The organism is Pseudoalteromonas sp. SM9913 (genome assembly GCF_000184065.1).
GTDB classification, from domain to species: domain Bacteria; phylum Pseudomonadota; class Gammaproteobacteria; order Enterobacterales; family Alteromonadaceae; genus Pseudoalteromonas; species Pseudoalteromonas tetraodonis.
The window spans coordinates 2,465,495-2,489,653 of sequence record NC_014803.1 but is presented as its reverse complement, the minus strand read 5'-3'; the positions used below and the strand labels follow the sequence as shown (position 1 = coordinate 2,489,653).

20 protein-coding genes are annotated in these 24,159 nt (G+C 40.4%); 18 read left to right on the top strand and 2 right to left on the bottom strand.

Annotated elements, in window-relative coordinates; translation table 11 throughout:
* Window positions 1-16 precede the first annotated feature (16 nt).
* The 5 genes from lepB to pdxJ are packed head-to-tail and all read left to right on the top strand — an operon-like array spanning window position 17 to window position 4,022.
* Window positions 17-952, top strand: a complete 936-nt coding sequence (lepB, locus tag PSM_RS11420) for a signal peptidase I (protein WP_013465633.1) — start codon at window positions 17-19, stop codon at window positions 950-952.
* Window positions 953-954: 2 nt separating this feature from the next.
* Window positions 955-1,632 carry a ribonuclease III gene (rnc, locus tag PSM_RS11415; protein ID WP_008466504.1) on the top strand — a complete coding sequence of 226 codons (678 nt, stop codon included), beginning with the start codon at window positions 955-957 and terminating at the stop codon, window positions 1,630-1,632.
* The gene (gene era / locus PSM_RS11410) at window positions 1,622-2,554 is read left to right on the top strand and encodes a GTPase Era (RefSeq protein WP_013465632.1); all 933 of its coding nucleotides are present in this window, start codon (window positions 1,622-1,624) and stop codon (window positions 2,552-2,554) included. The genes rnc and era overlap by 11 nt, the downstream gene beginning before the upstream one ends.
* A gap of 22 nt (window positions 2,555-2,576) precedes the next feature.
* Window positions 2,577-3,269, top strand: coding sequence for a DNA repair protein RecO (gene recO, locus PSM_RS11405; RefSeq protein ID WP_013465631.1), 693 nt, complete (start codon window positions 2,577-2,579; stop codon window positions 3,267-3,269).
* Window positions 3,270-3,290: 21 nt separating this feature from the next.
* Entirely contained in the window at window positions 3,291-4,022 is a 732-nt protein-coding gene (pdxJ, locus tag PSM_RS11400) for a pyridoxine 5'-phosphate synthase (RefSeq protein ID WP_013465630.1), read from the top strand.
* A 29-nt stretch (window positions 4,023-4,051) separates the two neighbouring features.
* Here pdxJ and barA read toward each other — a convergent pair whose 3' ends face one another.
* On the bottom strand, window positions 4,052-6,826 hold the full coding sequence (gene barA / locus PSM_RS11395) for a two-component sensor histidine kinase BarA (RefSeq protein WP_013465629.1): 2,775 nt from the start codon (window positions 6,824-6,826) through the stop codon (window positions 4,052-4,054).
* 111 nt (window positions 6,827-6,937) lie between these two features.
* Here barA and rlmD point away from each other — a divergent pair, with 111 nt between their 5' ends.
* The 6 genes from rlmD (at window position 6,938) to PSM_RS11365 (ending at window position 15,538) form a co-directional block, all read left to right on the top strand.
* The gene (gene rlmD, locus PSM_RS11390) at window positions 6,938-8,263 is read left to right on the top strand and encodes a 23S rRNA (uracil(1939)-C(5))-methyltransferase RlmD (protein WP_013465628.1); all 1,326 of its coding nucleotides are present in this window, start codon (window positions 6,938-6,940) and stop codon (window positions 8,261-8,263) included.
* An 8-nt stretch (window positions 8,264-8,271) separates the two neighbouring features.
* A complete protein-coding gene (gene relA / locus PSM_RS11385; RefSeq protein ID WP_013465627.1) occupies window positions 8,272-10,428 on the top strand; it encodes a GTP diphosphokinase in 2,157 nt (718 codons plus the stop codon).
* Window positions 10,409-11,233, top strand: coding sequence for a nucleoside triphosphate pyrophosphohydrolase (gene mazG / locus PSM_RS11380; RefSeq protein ID WP_013465626.1), 825 nt, complete (start codon window positions 10,409-10,411; stop codon window positions 11,231-11,233). Before relA ends, mazG begins: the two co-directional genes overlap by 20 nt.
* A gap of 157 nt (window positions 11,234-11,390) precedes the next feature.
* A complete protein-coding gene (locus tag PSM_RS11375) occupies window positions 11,391-13,025 on the top strand; it encodes a CTP synthase (protein WP_013465625.1) in 1,635 nt (544 codons plus the stop codon).
* 96 nt (window positions 13,026-13,121) lie between these two features.
* The gene (gene eno, locus PSM_RS11370) at window positions 13,122-14,420 is read left to right on the top strand and encodes a phosphopyruvate hydratase (RefSeq protein WP_013465624.1); all 1,299 of its coding nucleotides are present in this window, start codon (window positions 13,122-13,124) and stop codon (window positions 14,418-14,420) included.
* 143 nt (window positions 14,421-14,563) lie between these two features.
* Entirely contained in the window at window positions 14,564-15,538 is a 975-nt protein-coding gene (locus PSM_RS11365) for a prolyl hydroxylase family protein (RefSeq protein WP_013465623.1), read from the top strand.
* 13 nt (window positions 15,539-15,551) lie between these two features.
* On the opposite strand, the gene mutH is transcribed toward PSM_RS11365, so the two are convergent.
* Window positions 15,552-16,223 (bottom strand): DNA mismatch repair endonuclease MutH, encoded by a 672-nt coding sequence (mutH, locus tag PSM_RS11360; RefSeq protein WP_013465622.1) that lies wholly within the window; start codon window positions 16,221-16,223, stop codon window positions 15,552-15,554.
* A gap of 528 nt (window positions 16,224-16,751) precedes the next feature.
* Between mutH and rppH the strand changes: the two genes are divergently transcribed.
* The 7 genes from rppH to PSM_RS11325 all read left to right on the top strand — a co-directional run bounded on the left by rppH (window position 16,752) and on the right by PSM_RS11325 (window position 24,138).
* Entirely contained in the window at window positions 16,752-17,270 is a 519-nt protein-coding gene (rppH, locus tag PSM_RS11355) for an RNA pyrophosphohydrolase (protein ID WP_013465620.1), read from the top strand.
* Window positions 17,271-17,293: 23 nt separating this feature from the next.
* Window positions 17,294-19,558 (top strand): phosphoenolpyruvate--protein phosphotransferase, encoded by a 2,265-nt coding sequence (gene ptsP, locus PSM_RS11350; protein ID WP_013465619.1) that lies wholly within the window; start codon window positions 17,294-17,296, stop codon window positions 19,556-19,558.
* 65 nt (window positions 19,559-19,623) lie between these two features.
* Window positions 19,624-20,433 carry a sulfite exporter TauE/SafE family protein gene (locus PSM_RS11345; protein ID WP_013465618.1) on the top strand — a complete coding sequence of 270 codons (810 nt, stop codon included), beginning with the start codon at window positions 19,624-19,626 and terminating at the stop codon, window positions 20,431-20,433.
* A gap of 12 nt (window positions 20,434-20,445) precedes the next feature.
* Window positions 20,446-21,249: a prolipoprotein diacylglyceryl transferase gene (gene lgt / locus PSM_RS11340; protein ID WP_013465617.1), complete on the top strand. Its 804-nt coding sequence runs from the start codon at window positions 20,446-20,448 to the stop codon at window positions 21,247-21,249.
* A 13-nt stretch (window positions 21,250-21,262) separates the two neighbouring features.
* On the top strand, window positions 21,263-22,114 hold the full coding sequence (locus PSM_RS11335) for a thymidylate synthase (protein ID WP_013465616.1): 852 nt from the start codon (window positions 21,263-21,265) through the stop codon (window positions 22,112-22,114).
* Between the two features lie 17 nt (window positions 22,115-22,131).
* Window positions 22,132-23,010 (top strand): UTP--glucose-1-phosphate uridylyltransferase GalU, encoded by an 879-nt coding sequence (gene galU, locus PSM_RS11330; protein WP_013465615.1) that lies wholly within the window; start codon window positions 22,132-22,134, stop codon window positions 23,008-23,010.
* Between the two features lie 276 nt (window positions 23,011-23,286).
* Entirely contained in the window at window positions 23,287-24,138 is an 852-nt protein-coding gene (locus tag PSM_RS11325) for an SPOR domain-containing protein (RefSeq protein ID WP_171046541.1), read from the top strand.
* The last annotated feature ends 21 nt before the right edge of the window (window positions 24,139-24,159 follow it).

Below are 24,159 nucleotides of genomic sequence, written 5' to 3'. Positions count from 1 at the left end.
AAATAAAGGATAATAAATGGCTGGCTACTTTTCAGTTTTATTGGTGTTGTTAACTTTGGGCTCAGGTCTAATATGGTTAATAGATCACTTAATGTTTGCCCCTAAAAGGCAGGAACGTTTAGCAATTGCTCAAACTTCTGCCGGTGGTCAACTTGATGAAGAAACCGCAGCATTGATTGCGCCTGAGCCAATGATTACTGAAACAGCAAAGTCGATTTTTCCGATGATTGCTGCTATCACTATTTTTAGATCATTTATTTTTGAGCCGTTTCAGATCCCATCGGGTTCAATGATGCCCACCTTATTAGTGGGTGATTTTATTTTAGTGCAAAAGTATTCTTATGGGATTAAAGACCCAGTATGGCGCAGCCAATTAGTGGATGTAAGCGAACCAGAGCGTGGCGATATTGTTGTTTTTAAATACCCGTTAGATGAGAGAGTGGACTATATTAAACGTGCTATAGGTTTACCTGGCGATAAAATTGTTTATCGTGATAAGCGTTTATATATTCAACCAAAATGCGAAGAAGGTGAAGTTCAAAAGGGCGCACTTCTTTGTAATGAATTCAATAAAATTGATTTTAAATTAATTAATGATAATGAATTTAAGCAAGGCCCAATGGATTTAGCGCGTTTAAATGAAGATTTAACCACGACTAACCATGACATTTTAATCAACCCAAAATCGCCTGAACGTAAGGGGCGTTACTACCAGCAATTGGGCACACCTGCGGATGAATGGGTGGTTCCAGCTGATCATTACTTTATGATGGGTGATAATCGCGATAACAGCCAAGATAGTCGCTTTTGGGGCTTTGTACCAAAAGAAAACTTGGTGGGTAAAGCTGTCTTTATATGGATGAGTTTTGAATTTGATAATGGCCCAGATGACATTTTACCAGGATGGGTTCCAACTGGTGTTCGTTTTGAACGCCTAGGTAATATTCAGTAACAATGAAAAAAAATGTAACAGAGTTATACAAAAGAATTGGCTACACATTTGCTGATCAAGGGTTACTTGAGCAAGCAATGACGCATCGCAGCCACAAAGGTCAACATAACGAGCGACTCGAATTTTTGGGCGACTCAATTTTGAGCTTTGTCATTGCCAATGCGCTGTACGCTAAATTTCCTAAAGCACGCGAAGGCGATTTAAGCCGCATGCGTTCGACTTTAGTTCGCGGTCAGACGTTAGCTGAATTTGGCCTTGAATTTGAGCTAGGTGATTACCTACGCTTAGGTCCTGGCGAGCTAAAAAGTGGTGGTTTTAGACGCGAGTCAACCCTAGCGGATGCAGTTGAAGCTATTATTGGCGCTGTATTTTTAGATTCAGACATAGATCGCTGCGGCGAGCTTATTTTAGCGTGGTATGAATCACGTTTAGATGCTATTTCACCAGGGCTTAACCAAAAAGATCCTAAGACCCTGCTGCAAGAGTATTTGCAAGCTCGTAAGCTATCATTACCAGGCTACACCGTAGTTGATACTAAAGGTCAGGCACACAATCAAACATTCACGGTTGAATGTATCGTTGATGGAATGGATAGCATTATTTCTGTTGGCAGCTCACGGCGTAAAGCCGAACAAAAAGCGGCCGAAAAAGCATTGAAGATACTTAAAAATGAATCTTGATACCTTAATACAGCCTCATGAAGGCGAAATAGACACATTTTGTGGCATGGTTGCGATTGTTGGCCGTCCTAATGTGGGTAAATCAACACTGCTTAATGAAATTATTGAGCAAAAAGTCAGTATTACCTCACGTAAGCCACAAACCACGCGCCACCGTATTATGGGTATTCATACTGAGGGTAAGCACCAAGCGGTGTACGTCGATACCCCAGGCCTGCACGTTGAAGAAAAGCGTGCTATTAACCGTTTAATGAACCGTGCAGCGTCTAGCTCAATTGGTGATGTTGAGCTGATCATTTTTGTGGTTGAAGGCACTCATTGGAATGCCGATGACGACATGGTACTTAACAAAGTAAGCCAAAGTGGCAAGCCGGTATTGTTAGTTATTAACAAAATTGACCAAGTGAAAGATCGCGACCTTGTACTTCCACATATGAAGTTTTTAGGCGATAAGTTTGATTTTGTCGGTATTATGCCCGTATCTGCGACTCAGGGTAAAAACATTAACCTGATCAAAGAAGAAGTGACTAAGCGCTTACCACCGTGCGAATTTTACTTTCCTGATGACTACGTAACTGACCGCTCAATGCGCTTTATGGCGGCTGAAGTTATCCGTGAAAAGCTAATGCGCTTTATGGGTGAAGAGTTACCGTATTCAGTGACTGTGGAAATAGAGCAGTTTAAATGGCAAGAAAACGGTATTTGGCATATTAATGGCCTGATACTAGTTGAGCGTGAAACGCAAAAGCGCATGGTAATTGGTAACAAAGGCGAAAAGCTAAAAGTAATCGGCCGTGAAGCGCGTAAAGACTTAGAGGAAATGCTTGAAAATAAAGTGTTTTTAGAGCTGTGGGTTAAAGTTAAATCGGGCTGGGCTGACGATGAGCGTGCCTTAAGAAGCTTAGGTTACGGTGAAGATTAACATTTTATACGCAGCATAATTTATGGACAGCGACTTCTATAAAGCTTATTTGTTACATCGGCGTCCATATAGCGACTCGCAAGTAATGCTCGATATGCTAGTAGAAGGTGTTGGCCAGCTTAGAATGCTCGCACGAGTTAGTGGTCGCCAGGCCACTAAATACAAAGCCCAACTCCAACCATTTCAAGCCTTACTCGTCCATTACAATGGCAAATACGATTTAAAGTACATCAATAAATTTGAGCTTCATGGTAATCCGTTATTTTTAACCGGTGATAAGCTTTACTGTGGCTTTTATTTAAATGAATTAACCAACCGAATTGTGCCGATTAATGAACCCATTGATCAGGTTTTTCAACTTTATAAAACTCACCTAGAAAACCTTAATAGCGGGACTGACATGCAAGCAGTGCTTCGCTCTTATGAGTTTCAATTGCTAGAGCTACTAGGCTATGGGGTTGATTTTAGTTTTGATGCGGATGGTGAGCCAATTGATGACACGCAAACGTATAGCTACTTTGCAGAAGTGGGCTTTGCTGTGCAACACGACTCGCGTTCTGGGTTTACTGGTTCACAACTCAATGCCATAGCAAATCATGACTTTAGCCAAGCGGATGTGTTATATATGGCAAAGCAATTAAGTCGTTATTTATTAAAACCATTGTTGGGCAACAAGCCATTAAAAAGTCGTGAATTATTTACGGCCTCTCAATAAACAAATTTCACAGGTACAAAAATGAAAGATATTCTTCTAGGCGTGAACGTAGATCATATTGCAACGCTTCGCCAAGCACGAGGTACTTCTTACCCTGATCCTGTCCATGCAGCCAGTGTTGCAGAGCATGCCGGTGCTGATGGCATTACTATTCATTTACGCGAAGACCGCAGACACATTCAAGACCGCGATGTGTATGTAATGGCTAAAACCATTCAAACACGTATGAACCTTGAAACCGCAGTAACCGATGAAATGATTGCTATTGCACTTGAGGTTAAGCCTGAATATGTATGCTTAGTGCCTGAAAAACGTGAAGAGCTTACTACCGAAGGGGGCTTAGATGTGGCAGGCAATATCGATAAAATAGCCGCTGCGACTAAAACATTAACACAAGCTGGAATTAAAGTATCACTGTTTATTGATGCTGATAAAGCGCAGTTAGATGCAGCAAAAGCGTGTGGTGCACCTTATGTTGAAATTCACACTGGGGCTTACGCAGATGCCACCAACGATGAAGACACCGCCAAAGAGCTCGAGCACATTCGCCAAGGCGTGAAATATGCAGCCAGTATTGGTTTAATTGTTAATGCTGGCCATGGTCTGCATTATCACAATGTAAAACCAATTGCAGCGATGCCAGAGATTTATGAGCTAAACATTGGCCACGCTATTATTGCCCGCGCAGCCATTGACGGTTTAGATAAAGCGGTTCGTGATATGAAACGCTTAATGCTTGAAGCTCGCGCGTAGAGTTATAATTAACGATATTAAAGACGAGCTTATTTATTAGTGATATCAATGTTGGCATCAACAAGTAAGTTTTCAAGCTCGTCTTGCAACTCAAATAACTCGGGCTCAATATTCTCAAGCGTACATTCATTTTTAAGTGATGTTTCGATCGTTTCAGCCAATGTTTTTAATTTTGGTACACCTGTATAGCAGCATGCGCCATGAAATTTATGGATAACGCTAAGTACTTGAGGGCAATCTTCGCTGGTTATTGCTTGATTTAGTAAGTTCAGGGTTTCGGGCACGCTTAGCAGTAACATATTAAGCATTTCATTGGCTAATTCTGCTTTACCGCCTGCACGTTGCAATGCCAGCGTCCAGTCAAGGCGAGTGCTATCAAAAGGAGCAGGGCTATGTTCAAATGTGCTTTTTGACTTATCACGACTCACTGGTAATTGCGGGCTATGATCGCAAATAATTTGGTTTAGCATATCTTCATCGATAGGCTTAGTTAAATAACCTTCAAAACCATCTTTTAATAACTGTTCTTTTTCACTATTAAGTGCATGCGCCGTCACGGCAATAATAGGCGTATCTTCATTCAAAGATGACTCTTTAATGAGTTTACAGGCTGTAATACCATCCATTATAGGCATTTGAATATCCATAAAAATCACATCATATTTATGGCTTTTGCTTAAACTATACGCTTGTGACCCATTATGTGCGGTATCAATTAATTCAACTTGCTCGTTGAGTAGGGTGTAAATTAATTTTAAATTAGCGTCATTATCATCCACCACTAACACTTTTAGTGGCAGCAGGGTTTGTTCATGCTGTTCTATATTATGTGCCGGGTGGTCGAGTCGATAAGGCGCAGCTAATAGCTCACATAGCTTTCGGTGATTAAGAGGTTTACTCAAACAGGCGTCAGCGCCGCTGCCGATGAAGGCTTCGCGCATGTTGTGCGATACGGTATTAAGCATTAAATATAAATAATCGGTTGATTCTCTAACCGCTTTTACATAGCTTTTTAAACGCTGCATATCGTCAACTGATGCCATGTGACCAATAAGACAAATATCAAAATTGATCTCTGAATTTTTTATGCACTCTAAAAATTCGGTTTCGTTATAGCAAGGAGTGACACTGACTTTCCACTCTTGTAATAATGAGGCAACAGCATGATGGGTATGCTTATGCGGCTCTAAATAAAGAACACGTTTACCAATTAATGACTGGGTAGGCAAATCGTTGATAAATACATGATTTGGTAATCTAAATACACCATTAAAGGTAAAACAAGTTCCGCTACCAGGGGCTGAATTTAAGGTAATACGGCCGCTCATTGCTTCAACGATATGTTTAGTAATAATAAGCCCTAAGCCGGTACCGCCAAATTTGCGGGTAATACTGGAGTCGGCTTGACCAAAGGCGGTGAATAGCGCGTCTTGTTTATCTGCTGGAATACCTACCCCAGTATCTGCGACTGACACCAAGACAGAGGTGCGCTCTTCATCAAGCAAACGATGGCTAATATCAACTTTTATCGCGCCTTTTTCAGTAAATTTAATCGCGTTACTTAACAAGTTAATCAGCACTTGTTTAAACCGTGTGGGGTCGCCGGTTAAGTGGTCGGGCACCTGAGGATTAATATAAATAGAAAGCTCAAGTTGTTTGTCGTGTGCGCTAGGTGCTAGTAATGTCATAACTTCGTTTACGCTATCGCGCAGTTGAAACTGAATAGACTCAAGCTCCATGGCTCCGGCTTCTAACTTGGAGAAATCTAATATGTCGCTAATAATAGTCATTAAGCTGTTAGCCGAAAGCTCTATGGTATCAAGGTAATCTTTTTGGTTTTTATTCAGAGGCGTTTTATAAAGCTGGCGGGTAAATCCAATAACCCCGTTAAGTGGGGTGCGTAACTCATGACTCATTTTAGCTAAAAAGTCAGATTTAACACGGTTAGCATCCTGCGCTTCTTTTTTAGCCATGGTGAGCTGGATATTTTGTGTTTCGTATTGTTCAAGCGTTTCGCGGTAATCGCTGGTTGCCTGATCAATATTTTTTTGCATTTCATCTTTTTGCATCACCATAGAATGCGAGATGGTATTGAGCCCCTCACGTAATAACTCAAACTCGCCATTCATGGGTTCAGTTAATCCGGTTTGTCTTTTACCTTCAATCAACCTGTCGGTAGCAAGTACTAACTTATTAAGCGGGGTCATAAACATCCGACTAAGTCTTAGCGCTAAAATAGCGGCTAATACTAAGGCGAGAATAATAATAATACCGCTGACCAATAATGCACGTTGTTGGCCAATAACAGCTTTATCGCGGTTAAGCTGAATCACAACGGTGCCCAACGAGGTTTGGAACTCAGAAGTATTCCAGTCGCTATTGGGGGTTGTATGGTTAATGATAGGGGTGAAAAAGGTTACTAAGTCTTCACTTTGCTGAACATAGGTGGCTTTAAAGCCATTTAATTGCGTTTGCTCAATTAAAGTGTCGAATGAGCGATGATAATTACTGGTTATAATAAGTTGGTTGTTATCATTAAAGATGGCAATCGATTTAATCGAAGGGGAGTGTTTGTTGTGTGTATAGCGAATGATGCGATTAAGCAGTTTTTTATTTTTTTCCAGTAAAGGTTGTTCAAGTGCAATAGCCAGAGGTTCAGCAATCGTTGTGCCTTGTTGATATAAAATTTCATCAAGCTCAATGTAACGATTTATTGTAAAATAACCACCTAGTAATAGCCCGATGATCACTGTGGGGATCAGGGTGAGTGTTAAAACAGAATCGCGCAAGCCTAGTTTGGTCATAATCTGAGCATTATTATCATTTTTATTGAATGTGAGTATATACATACTCATAGTTATTCTCAAAGTATCTAGGTAGAGACGTGATTCATCAACCTTTTAAGGTAATGCCTAATGGCACAAATATTTAAAGCAAATAAAAAACCACTTCAACAGCAATCACTTGAACTTGATATAACGGCAATGGATCACCACGGACGTGGTATTGCTAAGCATAATAATAAAGTGTGTTTTGTCAGTGGGGCATTACCTGGTGAGCGAGTAAAAGCCAAGTTAGTTGATGATAAAGCACGTTACAGCCAAGCTGACACGCTTAAAATACTCAAAGCCAGTGAATATCGCACTACACCCATTTGTGAACACTACAGCCAATGCGGTGGTTGTCAGTTACAGCATTTAGATGCCACACAACAAGTCGTTGAAAAGCAAGCAGCAGTAAATCAATTATTTGCCAAATTTGCAAAATTAACCGATTTAAACTGGCAAACTCCGCTGCTAAGCCAAGCAACGCATTACCGACGTAGTGCCCGCATTGCCGTAATGTTCGACAAAGCAGCAAAAAAAATGCGGGTAGGCTATAGAGCACGTGGCTCTAAAAGTATTGTTAGCATTAATCATTGCCCAGTATTAAGTGACGTATTTGCAGAGGTATTTAACGTATTTGATAACATAATTAATCATAATAAGGCGCTGCACAGTATAAGTCATTTGCAGTTATGCGCTGCAGATGAGCAACACTTTATTGTTATTCGTCATACAAAAGCCATTTCGCCCACAGATAAAGCGTTTGTTGAGCAAAGTGTCTCGGCATATCATTGGCAATTAGTGTGGCAAAGTGATAGCGATACCATTGATCATGCCCATTTAGCGATGCCATTTTATAAGCTTGATCAGTTAGATATAAAATTTGAATTTGGACTAAATAACTTTATTCAGGTCAATGCGAGTGTAAATCAGGCAATGTTAATTCAAGCGGTGAGCTGGTTAGCATTACAAGGTGATGAAAATGTACTGGATTTATTTTGTGGTATTGGTAACTTCTCTTTAGTGTTAGCAAAGCAGGCTAAAACAGTAACAGGAATTGAAGGCGTTACTTCGGCGGTTGCATTAGCGACGCAAAATGCGCACACTAACTCTATTACAAATACTCAATTTCATTGTTTTGATTTAACCACGAGTATTAAAAAAGCGCCGTGGTTTAATAAAGAGTTAGATATTTTAGTACTCGACCCCTCTCGCACTGGTGCTATGGCAGTTTTAGAGCAGCTTCCATTAACGCAGTTTAAAGCGATTTTATATGTCTCTTGCGACCCTGTTACTTTAGCCCGTGACAGCGCTATTATTTCGCAAGCCGGCTTTGAACTTAATAAAATAGGGCTAATGAATATGTTCCCTCATACGGGGCATATCGAAACTATGGCGTTATTTCAACGGAGGTAAAGCGCATTATGGTAGCGACACGTCAATCTCATCAACATGACAAAGCGGGTGATTTTTTTTCACGCGTAGAATCTCTTGATTTGTCTCAGGAAAAAATTAGCTTACTCAATAAAGCGCAGCAACTTTGCCAAACTTGTGATAACAGCGAACGCCAAAATACCGCCATAGAGATGGTGGAGATTTTGGTTGAGCTAAATTTAGATGCTGACTCGTTAGCCACCGCCTATTTAACCCCTTATTATTTAAATGATGTAGTGAGCATTGACGCTGTCGAAGAGCATTTAGGAAATCATGTTGCGGTGTTATTAACGGGTGTGTCGCAAATGGCCACCATAAGTACGTTAGCTCATCAAGGCAATGGTACCGTGCAGGTCGATAATATTCGCCGTATGTTGCTTGCTATGGTGGAAGATGTGCGTGCCGTGGTGATTAAATTAGCCGAACAGGTGTGCCATTTACGCAACGTAAAAGACGCCGCTGAAGAAGAACGAGTGATTGCAGCCAAAGAGACTGCGGATATATTTGCACCGCTTGCTAATCGCCTTGGTATTGGCCAATTAAAGTGGGAGCTAGAGGATTTAGCTTTTCGCTATTTACACCCAGATATTTATAAAAATATAGCTAAACAACTTGATGATAAGCGCCTTGCCCGTGAAGCGTATATGGCTGATATGGTTGAGCAAGTAAAACAGCGCCTACATGAAGCGGGTATTAAAGCCGAGGTATACGGCAGGCCAAAACATATCTACAGCATTTATAAAAAAATGGCGAAAAAGAACTACGAGTTTGATCAGCTGTTTGACATACGCGCGATGCGAATTGTGGTTGAGCGCCTGCAAGATTGCTACGGTGCCCTAGGCATAGTGCACACTAATTGGCGCCATTTAAATAAAGAATTTGACGATTACGTTGCGACCCCAAAACAAAATGGCTATCAATCTATTCATACCGTAGTATTTGGCCCCGAAGGTAAAACTGTTGAGATTCAGATCCGAACGCACGACATGCATCAAGATGCAGAGCTGGGCGTTGCCGCACATTGGATGTACAAAGAAGGTGCGTTACCAGGGCGTGGTTCAGGCTATGAGCAAAAAATTAGCTGGTTGCGTAAGTTACTGCAATGGCAAGAAGAAGTGGTTGATGGCAGCGATTTAGCGCAAGAGCTTAAAAACCAAGTGGTTGAAGACCGCGTCTATGTGTTTACTCCACGTGGAGATATTTTTGACTTACCGCTAGGGGCAACGCCTCTTGATTTTGCTTACTACATTCACTCCAATGTAGGGCATCGGTGTATTGGTGCAAAAATATTTGGCAAAATAGTGCCGTTTACTCATCAATTAAGTACCGGCGATCAGGTTGAAATACTGACCCAAAAGCAGCCAAATCCAAGTCGTGATTGGCTAAATCCGTCGTTAGGTTACATTAAGTCTTCTCGCGCTAGAGCCAAAATCCACCATTGGTTTAAACAGCTCGACCGCGATAAAAATTTAAGCGCGGGTAAAGAAATCCTTGATAACGAATTACAAAAGTTAGAGTTAACTTACAAAGATTTAGACCCAGCGATAAAGCGCTTTAACTTTAGAGAGCTTGATGACTTAATGGTCGCCATTGGTGCAGGCGATATTCGCCTTAACCAAATGCTCAACTTTATTACCGATAGAACGGAGCACGAGCCGGTTATTCGCTTTAAATCGCCCAGTAAAGTGACTGGCGATAAAAACGGTATTGTGGTTGATGGAGTAGGCAGTTTAATGAGCCATGTTGCTCGCTGTTGCCGCCCTGTACCTGGGGATGAAATTATTGGGTATATTACCCAAGGCCGTGGCATTGCCGTGCATCGTGAGGATTGTGACTCGTTTAGTAATTTAAAAAACAAGCACCCAGAGCGCGTTATTTCAGTAAGTTGGTCAGATGATATTAGCAGCTCCTACGCGTTAACTATTCGTATTGAAGCCAGCGATCGGTCTGGTTTAATTCGTGATATTAGTTCTGCTTTGGCGAATGAAAAAGTCAATGTGCTCAATATGAATGTCAACACGGTTGATAGCACTCAAACGGCTATTTTTGTGATGCAAATAGAAGTGCATGACTTACAAGGCACAAATAAAGTGCTTTCTAAGTTACACCAGATAGAAGGGGTGCACAGTGCAAAACGAGGGCAGTAATCAGGCTAATAATGAGGCTATAAGCCAACTGCTGGAAATAATGCAAACACTGAGAAACCCTGAGGGCGGATGCCCTTGGGATCTCAAGCAAACGTTTGCGTCAATCGTGCCGCATACTCTTGAAGAAGCCTATGAAGTGGCTGATTGTATTGAAACGAATAATTTAAGCGATTTAAAAAATGAGTTAGGCGACTTACTTTTTCAAATCGTGTTTTATGCGCAACTAGCACAAGAGCAGCAATTATTTAATTTTAACGATGTAGTGGCACAGTTAAATGAAAAGTTGGTGCGTCGTCATCCGCATGTATTTTCAGCGCAAGACACACCTAAAACCGATGCCGAATTAGCTGCGCAGTGGCAAGCAATAAAAGCACAAGAGCGTGCGGCTAAACTCCAAGGCCAAAGCTCAGTACTTTGGCAAGATATACCAAACAGTTTACCTAGCTTAACAAAAGCTAAAAAAATTCAGCAACGGGTCGCTGCGTTAGGGTTTGATTGGCCGACTTATCACGGTGCTATTGATAAAGTGAGTGAAGAGGTTGAAGAAGTGAAAGAAGCCTTAGCTCATGACCCATACTCAGATCATACAGCAGAAGAGCTAGGTGATTTGCTGTTTGCTACTGTTAATGTAGCGCGCCATGTTAAACGCGACCCCGAACAACTGCTTCGCAGTGCCAACGATAAGTTTTCTGCACGGTTTGAAAAGGTACAAAACTACTTAATTGCACAGGGTAAATGTATTGATTCTGCGTCTTTAGAGGAAATGGATGCAGCATGGGATGCGATAAAAAAACTAAATAAATAGGGACATAAAAAATGTTTGTTTTTTGTGCACAGATTTACCAATTTTAGCTGGATTGCTTAGCTATGTTTTGGTACAATTTCGCCCCGTCTTGTTTATATTCCAAAATCACTTGTTTGGGTATTATATTCCTTTTAATTCCTGATATTCTAGGGTTCGCATGAGTACAAAATTTATCTTCGTTACTGGCGGAGTTGTTTCTTCGTTGGGTAAAGGTATTGCAGCAGCATCGTTGGCCGCTATTTTAGAGGCCCGTGGCTTAGATGTTACCATTTTAAAGCTGGATCCTTACATCAACGTTGACCCAGGCACAATGAGCCCAATTCAACACGGTGAAGTATACGTTACCGAAGACGGCGCAGAAACGGACCTTGATTTAGGTCACTACGAACGTTTTATTCGCACCAAAATGACCAGCCGTAATAACTTTACGCAAGGGCGCGTATATGAAGATGTACTACGTCGTGAAAGACGTGGCGAATATCTTGGCGCAACAATTCAGGTTATTCCTCATATCACTAATGATATTAAGCAACGTGTTTATGATGGCGCAGAAGGCCATGATATAGCAATCGTTGAAATTGGTGGTACGGTAGGTGATATTGAGTCACAACCATTTATCGAAGCTATTCGTCAAATGGGCACAGAGATTGGTCGTGAACGTGCGCTATTTATTCACTTAACGCTAGTGCCATTCTTAGGCCCTGCCGGTGAAGTGAAAACAAAACCAACTCAGCACTCAGTTAAAGAGTTACGCTCAGTCGGTATTCAACCAGATATTCTTATTTGTCGCTCAGATCGTAAGCTGCCAAATAACGAGCGTGCAAAAATTGCATTGTTCACAAACGTTGAAGAAAAAGCCGTTATTTCACTGCCTGATGTAGACAGTATTTATAAAATCCCTGCGTTATTAAAGTCGCAAGAGTTAGACAACTTTGTATGTCGTCGTTTCCATTTAGACGCGCCTGAGGCTGATTTAGCTGAGTGGGAACAAGTATTGTATCAAGAGTCTAACCCAACGGGTGAAGTGACAATTGGTATGGTTGGTAAATACATTGAATTACCGGATGCATACAAATCAGTAAACGAAGCATTAAAACATGCGGGACTAAAAAATCGTTTAACTATTAATATTCAATACGTTGATTCACAAGACTTAGAAACTAAAGGAACGGATATTCTTTCTCGCTTAGATGCTATTTTAGTGCCAGGTGGTTTTGGTGGTCGTGGTGTTGAAGGTAAGATTTTAGCGGCTAAATATGCTCGTGAAAACAAAGTGCCTTACTTAGGTATTTGTTTAGGTATGCAGGTTGCGCTAATTGAATACGCACGAAATGTTGCCGGTTTAGTTGATGCAAACTCAACGGAATTTAATGCAAACTCAGAGGCTCCAGTGGTTGGTTTAATCACTGAGTGGCTAGACGCTGAGGGTAACGTAGAAGTACGTGATGAAAAGTCTGATTTAGGTGGCACAATGCGTTTAGGCGCACAAAAATGCCATTTAACGCCTGGCTCTAAAGTACACGAAGTGTATGGCAGCGACGAAATTGTTGAACGTCACCGTCACCGTTACGAAGTTAATAACAACTTCGTTGCACAGCTTGAACAAGCAGGTTTAAGCTTTACTGGTTTATCTGAAGATAAAAAGCTAGTAGAGATTATTGAAAATAAAGATCACCCTTGGTTTATTGCAGCGCAATTCCACCCGGAATTCACTTCAACGCCACGCGATGGTCATCCGCTATTTGAAGGGTTTGTAGCTGCGGCTCATACCTACCAAAAAGCGTCTTCGTAATTTAAAAAAGGCTGTGCATATTGCGCGGCCTTTTTTGTTTCTAAGGCTGGCCTAGGTTAGCCGTACTCACCATTTTGGGAATATAGAGGAATCAAGATGTCAGAAATCGTAAAAGTAATCGGTCGTGAAATTATGGACTCGCGTGGTAACCCAACTGTAGAAGCTGAGGTATATTTAGCTGATGGTTCATGGGGCCGTGCTGCTGCACCATCAGGTGCATCTACAGGAACTCGCGAAGCATTAGAATTACGTGATGGTGATAAAACTCGTTATTTAGGTAAAGGCGTATTAAAAGCGGTAGGTTTCATTAATAATGAAATTGCAGCGGCTTTAAAAGGTCAAAATGCACTTGCTCAAAGTGATGTAGACCAAGTAATGCTTGATTTAGATGGTACTGAAAATAAAGAAAAACTAGGTGCTAATGCTATTTTAGCGGTTTCACTTGCTAACGCAAAAGCGGCTGCACAATCTAAAAAAGTAGAGCTATACGAGCACATTGCTGACTTAAATGGCACGCCAGGTGTTTACTCTATGCCACTACCAATGATGAACATCATCAACGGCGGTGAGCACGCTGATAACTCAGTAGATATTCAAGAATTTATGGTTCAGCCAGTTGGTGCTGCTAATTTCCGTGAAGCATTGCGTATGGGTGCTGAAGTATTTCACAGCCTTGCAAAAGTGCTTAAAGCAGATGGTCATTCAACAGCTGTTGGTGACGAAGGCGGTTTTGCACCAAACCTTGCATCAAACGAAGCAGCACTTGCAGCAATTAAAGTGGCTGTTGCAAATGCCGGTTATGAGCTTGGTAAAGATATTACCCTTGCACTTGATTGTGCTGCCTCTGAGTTTTATGACAAAGAAGCAAATATCTACGACCTTAAAGGTGAAGGTAAAAAGTTTACCTCTGAAGAGTTTAACTACTTCTTAAAAGACTTAACTGAGCAATACCCAATTGTATCAATTGAAGATGGCTTAGATGAGTCTGATTGGGATGGCTTTGCTCATCAAACTAAACTAATGGGCGATAAAGTCCAATTAGTGGGTGATGACTTATTCGTAACCAATACTAAGATTTTAAAACGTGGTATCGACAATGGTATTGCTAACTCAATCTTAATTAAATTTAACCAAATTGGTTCACTAACAGAAACGTTAGCGGCAATTAAAATGGCGAAAGATGCTGGTTTTACAGTCGTTATTTCTCATCGCTCTGGTGAAACTGAAGATGCAACCATTGCTGATTTAGCGGTTGGTACAGCTGCAGGCCAGATCAAAACAGGTTCATTAAGCCGTTCAGACCGTGTTGCTAAGTACAACCAATTGCTTCGTATTGAAGAGCAATTAGGCGCTAAAGCACCGTACAATGGTTTAAAAGAAGTTAAAGGCCAGTAATTCTTTAATTTGTTTAAAATTATAAAAATCCTCGCTTATGCGGGGATTTTTAATCATAAATGCAAATATAACAGGTGGGTGGTTTATTGTTTGTAAATTTATTGTTACTTTAGGAGCGTATTAAAAATAACAATAAAATGATTATGAAAAATAACTATGTTACTCACCTCATAAATGCCAAATATCATGGCACGCTTCCTCCAAAACAAGAAATAGTGTCTTTTGCGCTAACAGCTCCTGAATTTGTTCACTATTGGTTATGTCATGCGGTTTCATCATCAACTTCTTCTCAGGAGCTAGCCATTGTTTTATGCTTAGCTAAGTATCATAAAATTGAAGCTCTTAAGGTTTTATCTCACTTTTGGCCAATCCGAACTGCTGATCCGCAAGTAACAATTAACTTTGAAAAACATATATCGGGCCTTCCTAAGACTATACAGCAGGGTATTGAAACCGATTTAATAGGGTTGTGGAGTAGCTTAATTATGCCATTGAATATTCAATCCTCTGAACAATCATTACCTGTGACAACATTAGAAACGCAACTAACGAATGAATTAGCGCAGGAGATTATAAAGCTTGCTAATAATAATTTAAATTTAGCTGGGGTGTATGCTGAAAACTCTACAAGACAAAAAGTTATAGACATCAGAGACAATGAGCAGCTTATAACACAATTACCAGTCGATAATATTTTAATAGCTATATTACAGCGCATCATATGTTCAGACGACTATGCTGACTTAGCATATGCTGAGCCTATGATTATTTATCGTTATACTCAAGGTCAGCAATACAAATGGCACTATGATTTTATTACACCTTCAAATGAAAATGCTAAAAAAGAACTTAATTTTTTTGGTCAAAGACGGCGAACACGTATTATAAATTTAAATGACGGATTTGAAGGTGGAGAAACCGCCTTTAAAGACTGGAATGTAAGTGTTAAAGCCAAGCAAGGACAAGTAATTAAATTTAATAATATGATTGGTAATCAGGTAGATAAAAACTCAGTACATAGTGGAAAACCCGTATTATTAGGTGAAAAGTGGATTTGTACCCTTTGGATGCGAGAAAAACCTTTTTGGTTACGCGAATCTATTTGGTGCAAAAATTAATACCGACAAATAATTACAACTGAAACTGCTGTTTTAATATCTCTTTTGTAAAACTGGTTTTCAAATAAAAGCCACGGGGCAGGGTTTGTATAATTTGCCCGTTGGGGCCTATGGCATCGGTAACTACTTTGCTATTAGCTGCTTTTGGCCGTATTTGCATGGCGTCGCCTAAATGCCCTGATATTTCATCTACCCGACCAAGCGCTATAAGCTCCATTTGCTCTTCCCAGTCACGCTGTAATTGCGCATCTTGCGCGGGGGAGGGTTGCCACAAAAAGCCACTGCCTATGGTTCTATCAAACGGAGCAATATCGCGCTCACTTAAAATAGGTAGCCATAAAACATGATTCAACTTTTTACGTACGCTACTTGTGTGCCAGGTCATGCCAGTTACATTCATTAGTGGGGTAACCGACACAAAGGTAGTTTCTAGCGGTTTGCCTTTATATGAAATGGGCAAGGTTTTGAGCTCTATGCCTAAATCCTCAAAGTCGGGTAGCGGTTTTGACCCAGCACTTGCGCCTAATACATACTCAATCAGTTGACCTGTCCAGCCTTTTTCACGCAATAAATCATCTGGCGTTTTAAAGTGGTACTGCTGTGCAAGTTGTCCTAGTGTGAGTCCTGCAATAGCATCGACACGTTGCATTAATTGATTGATTGAATGAGGTTTTAAAGGTTGCATACTGTTTATTTTAGTTGAATAAATACCAACGCCATGATAGCAAATTAGTGTGTTAGTGGATATCTTTAGCGGTTGGTTGAATTTTGTTCGTGCCGTGTGTGGTGCAATTTTATGCACTGTTTTAAAACGCCAAGCTTAACTAAGTAACTGAACTGCATTGTTTTTTTTGTTTTTAGTGTTCAGTTTTAATTAAGGTCTATAAATGTTGTAAGGATAAATACAGATGTATAAACATGTTTATCCACAGATTCTGTGGAGAACATCACCTTTTAGATCTTGTATTGTGGATTTGTTTGCTAAATGAGCGTGTTTTACAAAAGTTATGCACAAGCTGTGAGTAACCAGCACAAACAGTGTGGTTTTTATGTATTTATCATGGCAGTGTTGTTTGTTATTAACATGCAATGGATTTCGCTATTAATTTGCCTTAACCGAGGACGTTAACGGGGCTTGTACGTAATAGTATTTGCCGTATTGCAGCTAATGTGGAACAATCATAAAAAATCGACTTACAAATGAGGCACTAAGGTGATTGATGCCGAAGGTTTTCGTGCCAATGTCGGAATTGTAATTTGCAATAATCAGGGGCAAGTGTTTTGGGCCAGACGCTATGGTCAACATTCTTGGCAATTTCCCCAAGGCGGTGTTGATGATGGTGAAACACCAGAACAAACTATGTACCGTGAATTACACGAAGAAGTAGGTTTGCGACCAGAAGATGTAGAAATAGTTGCAAGCTCAAAACATTGGTTACGCTATAAATTACCCAAACGATTAATCCGCCGCGACTCAAGTCCGGTGTGTATTGGGCAAAAACAAAAATGGTTTTTACTGAAGTTACGCTGTAAAGATGAAGATGTAAACTTACTAAAAACGCACCATCCTGAATTTGATGATTGGCGGTGGGTGAGTTATTGGTATCCGGTAAGGCAAGTAGTATCGTTTAAACGGGATGTTTATCGACGTGTTATGAAAGAGTTTGCTCCTTTTGCTATGCCCTTCAATAAGCGAGAGCAACAAAAAGACAATTGGCGAAGCAAAAGGTAGTTTTACATAAAAAGGAGCAGTGTATGCTGGCAACACTCAGATCGATAGCTGAGTCTGTTTCGCAACAAGCGAATTTAGACGATGCGTTAGTGTGCTTTGTGAAAATGGTAAAAGATGCCATGAATACCCAGTGCTGCTCCATTTATTTTGCCGATTACAGTCAAGATAACTTTGTACTAATGGCCAGCGAAGGGTTAAACCCCGATGCGGTGGGTAAATTTAGAATTGGCTTTACTGAAGGACTTGTTGGGCTAGTTGCTCAGCGCGAAGAGGCGATTAACATTGCGTTTGCTAAATCGCATCCTCGCTTTAAACTCTCCCCAGAAGTGAACGAAGAAGGCTACAACGCTTTTTTGTCTGTGCCTGTTGTTCATCAAAAAAAGGTATTAGGCGTTATTGTTGTGCAACAGAAAATGGCTCGAGTATTTTCTCAAGATGAAGAGTCGTTTTTAATTACGCTCTCAGCGCAGTTAGCTTCACAGCTTGCACATGCCGAAATAAAAGAAGTATTGCGCCAAGATGAGTCGTCTCATCAAACATCGGTTTTAAAAGGGGTGTCTAGTGCGCCAGGCATTAGTATTGGTAAAGCCTTTGTTGTTATTCCTAAACTTAATTTTAAGTCCATAGAGCTTACTAAAAATAGTGATGTGAATGAACAACGCCGTTTATTCACGCAAGCGGTTGCTGCAACGCGCAAAGAATTTAGCACTTTATCGATGACATTAAGCGATACCATACCGCAAGAGGCGTTGGCGGTGTTTGATGTGTATCAGCAATTATTGGATGCTAAAAGCTTAGGTCATAATGTAGAGGCACAATTACAAGAAGGTTGGTGTGCAAAAAGTGCATTAAAAATTGTGATTGAACGTTTAGTTGCACAGTTTAATGAAATGCAAGACCCTTATATTAAAGAGCGTGCGGTTGATGTTAAAGACATTGGCTTACGGGTGCTTCATCACTTAGTGAACACTGAGCATGCAATAAAAGACTACCCTGAAAACACAATCCTCATCGCTCACACATTAACTCCTGCGATGTTAGCCGAAGTGCCAAATGAGCGTTTAGCAGGTGTGGTAAGCATTAATGGTTCAGCTAATAGCCATGCCTCTATTTTAACGCGAGCAATGGGGGTGCCTGCAATTTGGGGTATTGAAGATTTACCGTTACTGCAGTTTGATAACAAAGAAATGATTTTAGATGCTTTTGCTGGGCGTTTATATATTTCGCCTTCGCAAATGCTTATTGATGAGTATACCGAGTTACAACATCAAGATAACTTACTCAACAATCGTTTTTTAGAAGAGCAATCACTGCCTGCAATTACCTTGGACGGGGAGCATATTAGTTTATTGCTCAACGCAGGGCTTGAACTTAATACGCAACAAAATAGTGCCCATATTTGTGATGGTGTTGGTCTTTACAGAACCGAAGCGTGGTTTATGCAAAAAGGGCAGTTTCCATCGCAACAAGAACAAGAAAAATGGTATCGCGAAGTACTCAGTAGCTATTATCCTAACCCCGTAGTTATGCGAACGTTAGATATTGGTGGCGACAAAGTTTTAGATTATTTTAATATTACCGAAGAAAACCCGTTTTTAGGATGGCGTGGTATTAGAATTAGCCTAGATCATCCTGAGCTTTTTTTAGATCAGCTCAAAGCCATGCTCAAAGCGAATATTGGCTTAGGTAATTTAAAAATAATGCTGCCTATGATCAGTGGCACTGATGAAGTTGAAGAGTCGCTGGCATTGTATAACCAAGCCTATTATGAGTTAAGCGAAACATTTCCTGAGCAATTAATAGAAAAGCCAGATATTGGCATTATGCTTGAGGTACCTTCAAGTGTATTTATGCTGCCAGAGTGGTCTAGAAAAGTCGATTTTTGCTCAGTGGGTAGTAACGATTTAACTCAGTATTTATTAGCGGTAGATAGAGCAAATGCCCGTGTGGCCGATTTATTCAATCCTTATCATCCAGCTGTGTTACGTGTATTAAATAATATTGCCAGCGAATGTGAGCACTATGAATTGCCCTTTAGTTTATGTGGTGAGCTTGGCGGCGATCCCGAGGGAGCAATATTACTCATTGCCATGGGCTATAGACGTTTAAGTATGAACTTATCGTCGTTAAATAAAGTGAAATGGGTGCTTAGGCGCTTAAATGTTAGTGACATGGAACAATTACTGAGCGAGTGTTTAGCACAGCCCAATGCTAAACAAGTGTTGCGTTTAACCCGTAATTTTATGATAGAGCATCAGCTAGGTAATTTATTTTATACACCTAAATGATAGAGCTGTTATTGTTTATATAATCAATTAAAATATACATATTCTTAAATGTATTAGAGATAACTATGTATGAACTAGGACTTCTAGTTGCAAGTTGTGCGTTATTAGGTTGCATTGTTGGTTTTTTAGCAGGACTTCTAGGCATAGGCGGTGGTTTAATCATTGTGCCGGTGCTAACGAGCTTGTTACTGGGTTTTAATGTGGCCGCTGCCGATCATGTATTGGTTATCGCTATTGCGACATCTTTAGCCTCTATTTTATTTACCTCGACTTCTTCAGCGTTAGCTCATCATAAAAATGATAATGTGCCTTGGAAAATTGCCCCTTGGGTAATGTCGGGTGTGGCCATTGGCGCCTTGATTAGCGGCTTTGCTGCCAGCTTTATACCTGAGAAAATGTTACGAACCGTGTTTGCGGTGAGTGTGGTTTTTATTGCTATGAGAATGGTGCTTTCTGCCCGTAATAAAGTGAGCGTAGGTCACCCGATGCCTGCAGGCCCCGTGCTAGGAAGTATTAGTGCGATAATGGGGGCACTATCTGGGTTGATTGGGATTGGCGGTGGCGCACTACTTGTGCCTATGTTGCACTATTTTTCGGTTGATATTAAAAAGGCAATTGGTTGCGCTGCTGCATGTGGTATTGTAATTGCCTTTTTTGGCTCTATTGGTTATGTCAGCGCCGGTTGGCAAGTAACTGACTTAGCGCATGGTTTTATGGGATTTGTTTATTTACCTGCATTGTTAGGGATTGTTGTTACCTCATGGTTTATAGCGCCAATAGGCGCCAAAGCAACGCATTACTTACCTGTGAATACAATTAAGAAAGTTTTCGCGATGTTACTTGTTATCATCGCTATTAAAATGGTTTTTAGCTAAAGGTTTATTTTTATGGCACTGGAGTTTCCTCAAATTGATCCAATAATTTTTTCTATTGGGCCACTTAGCGTTCGTTGGTATGGATTAATGTACTTAATTGGTTTTGCGTTTGCGATGTGGTTTGCTAATCGTCAAGCTAATAAGTCCGGTTCAGGTTGGACTAAAGACGAAGTCAGCGATTTACTCTTTTACGGCATGCTGGGCGTTATATTAGGTGGGCGTATTGGTTATGTTCTGTTTTATCAATTTAGCTATTTTATCGAAAACCCCTTATATTTGTTTAGAATAGACCAAGGTGGCATGTCGTTTCATGGTGGAACACTGGGGGTGATCACTGCAATTGCTATTTTTGCTTACAAGCGTAAAAAATCGTTATTACAAGTCGGTGATTTTGTAGCACCTTTAGTGCCTGTTGGTTTACTGGCTGGGCGTATAGGTAACTTTATTAACGGCGAATTATGGGGGCGTACCACTGATGTTCCGTGGGCAATGGTGTTTCCAACCGGAGGCCCGCTTGCACGCCACCCTTCACAACTTTACGAAGCTTTTTTTGAAGGGCTTGTATTGTTTGTCATATTATTGTGGTTTATTAAGCGTCCACGTCCTGCGGGAAGTGTGTCGGGTTTGTTTTTACTGGGTTACGGCGTATTTAGATTTTGTATTGAATATTTTCGCCAACCAGATGCGCAATTGGGGCTATTTGCTGATTTCATTTCTATGGGGCAAATTCTATCGTTACCAATGATAATTGGCGGGTTAGGCTTACTTATTTGGGCCTATAAACAACCACTATCAAAAACAGCGGCAAAAGCTTAAAAGAAGAAGTTAGATGAAACAATATTTAGAATTATGTCAGCGCATTGTTGACCAAGGACAATGGATTGAAAACAAGCGTACCGGTACACGTTGTTTAACGGTTATAAACGCTGATTTAGAATACGATGTGGCTAATAATCAGTTCCCAATGATCACTACGCGAAAAAGCTATTACAAAGCGGCTATTGCTGAATTATTAGGTTATTTAAGAGGCTATGACAGTGCTGAGCAGTTTCGCAATATAGGTTGTAAAACCTGGGATGCTAACGCCAATGAAAATAGTGCCTGGCTCAATAATCCTAATCGTAAAGGTGAGGATGATATGGGGCGCGTTTATGGCGTGCAAGGACGAGGCTGGCAACGCCCTGATGGTTCAACACTGGATCAACTTGCAAAGGTCATCAATAATTTAAAAAATGGCATTGATGATCGCGGCGAAATTATTACCTTTTACAACCCAGGTGAGTTTGAGCTTGGCTGCTTGCGCCCATGCATGCATACGCATACCTTTTCATTACTAGGCGATACCCTGTATTTAACTTCGTACCAACGAAGTTGTGATGTACCGTTAGGGCTAAACTTTAATCAAATTCAATGTTTTGTTTTATTGGCACTGGTTGCACAAATTACTGGCCACAAAGCAGGTAAGGCATATCATAAAATCACCAATGCCCACATTTACGAAAATCAGCTAGATTTAATGCGAGACGTGCAATTAAAGCGCGAGCCATTTGCTTCTCCTCAATTAAAAATTAACCCAGAGATTAAGTCGCTCGAAGATATAGAAACATGGGTAACACGTGATGATTTTGAGGTGGTTGGTTATCAATGCCACGAGGCTATTCAATACCCATTTTCAGTTTAAAAAATAAGGAGAGCATAATGAAAGCAGTGATCCCCGTAGCCGGCCTTGGAACACGTATGTTACCGGCAACTAAAGCAATTCCAAAAGAAATGCTGCCCGTTGTAGACCGTCCACTCATTCAATACGTTGTTAGCGAAGCGGTTGCCGCTGGTATTAAAGAGATAGTGCTAGTAACGCATTCGAGTAAAAACTCGATTGAAAACCATTTTGATACCAGCTTTGAACTAGAGGCAACATTAGAGAAACGTGTAAAGCGGCAATTACTTGCCGAAATACAGTCTATTTGCCCTAAAGATGTGACCATTATTCATGTACGTCAAGGTGAAGCAAAAGGCCTAGGCCATGCTATTAACTGTGCCGCCCCTATTATTGGCAATGAACCTTTTGTGGTTATTTTACCCGACGTTATTATTGATGATGTAGAAAGTGACCTAACAAAAGACAACTTAGCTGAAATGATTACTCGCTTTGAGCAAACTAAACACAGTCAAATTATGGTTGAGCCAGTCCCTAAAGATGACGTAGATAAATTTGGTGTTGTGGATTTAGGTGATGTTGAGTTAAACCAAGGTGAAAGCTCACCCATTCAAAGCATGGTAGAAAAACCACCCGTTGACGAGGCACCTTCAAACCTTGCTGTGGTTGGTCGTTACGTGTTGAGTAAAAATATTTGGCCATTACTGGCTAAAACCCCTCAAGGTGCTGGTGATGAAATTCAGCTAACAGATGCAATAGCCATGCTTATGCAAGATGAAAAAGTAGATGCCTACGCAATGAAAGGCCGAAGCCATGATTGTGGCAGTAAAATTGGTTATTTAAAAGCAACCATTGAATTTGCTCTTCGTCGTGATGAATTCGCCGGTGAGCTTAAAACGTTTATTAAAACGTTAATTTAAATAAACTTATCATTATTAGAAGCGCCTATATGGCGCTTTTTTTGATTGTAAAATAGTTTTTTTAGTATTTTAAATTATCACTATTTTTGCACTTATACAGACATATTTAACATTGTGTTGTAATCTTTATGTTAACCCAAGTTGTTTTGTTGTTAACGTGCTTTGTTGATTCAATTGAAAATTGACTTAATTGAGCGGTCTAAACTATTGAAAGAGAAACAATCGATGTGTGAATACAGCAAAAAGTATCACCGATATCTATTAGTCGTATTACTGTTGTTATTAAGTACTGGTTGTACGATATCGCCTGATAAAACATCATTAAATGAACAAGTTAAAGATTCACCTGAATATGTAACTATCACTGCACTTGAGCTTGCTCAACTAAAAGATGCCGCCTTGCAATGGCAGCAAGCACGCTCTGGCATAGAGCGGCTATTAAAGTTAGAACGTGAGCTCACATATTTAGTTGATCACCTAGATATTATTAACAGTAAAGCAATAGCGCAATCTAATCAGGCTGTTAGCAATCGTTATGCTCGCTCAGTAATAAACACAAAGGCGCCGCCAAATCTTAAGTATGGTAATAATTACGCAAGCACCTCAGATAAAGTTGAACGACCAAGGCAAAGGTATAGTAATCGCTACGCAAAATCCTCTAAAGGGGACGCTCCATACAATCAGCGACACAGTAGTCGCTATGCTAGCGTGCCTACAAAAATGATTACAGCCCCTCCAAAAAGCTACAGTAAGCACGCTGTTAGTTTGCCTGTGAAAGCAACGAACTCAATTGTGAAGAAAAAAGTATTCCCTCAAACATCGAAGCTAACAAAAGTGGCAATGGTTGATACCAACAAAAAAGTATTTGCATTGCAGGTTGCGTCACTCGATTCACAAGAGAGTGTTGCTAAAGAATGGAAGCAAATTAACAAAAAAGCAGCGCCTTTGTTTAAGGACAAAATCACGACAAATATTGAAAAAGCAAAGGTTAATAACAAAATCTATTATCGACTAAAATTAGGTGAGTATTTTAACTTTAAAAGTGCAGAGGATGATTGCGAGGTATTTAAATTTTATAAAGTTGACTGTTTTGTGAGTAACTACACTGACGGACCAATCAGGTTATAAAACAATATTACTTGGCGCTTT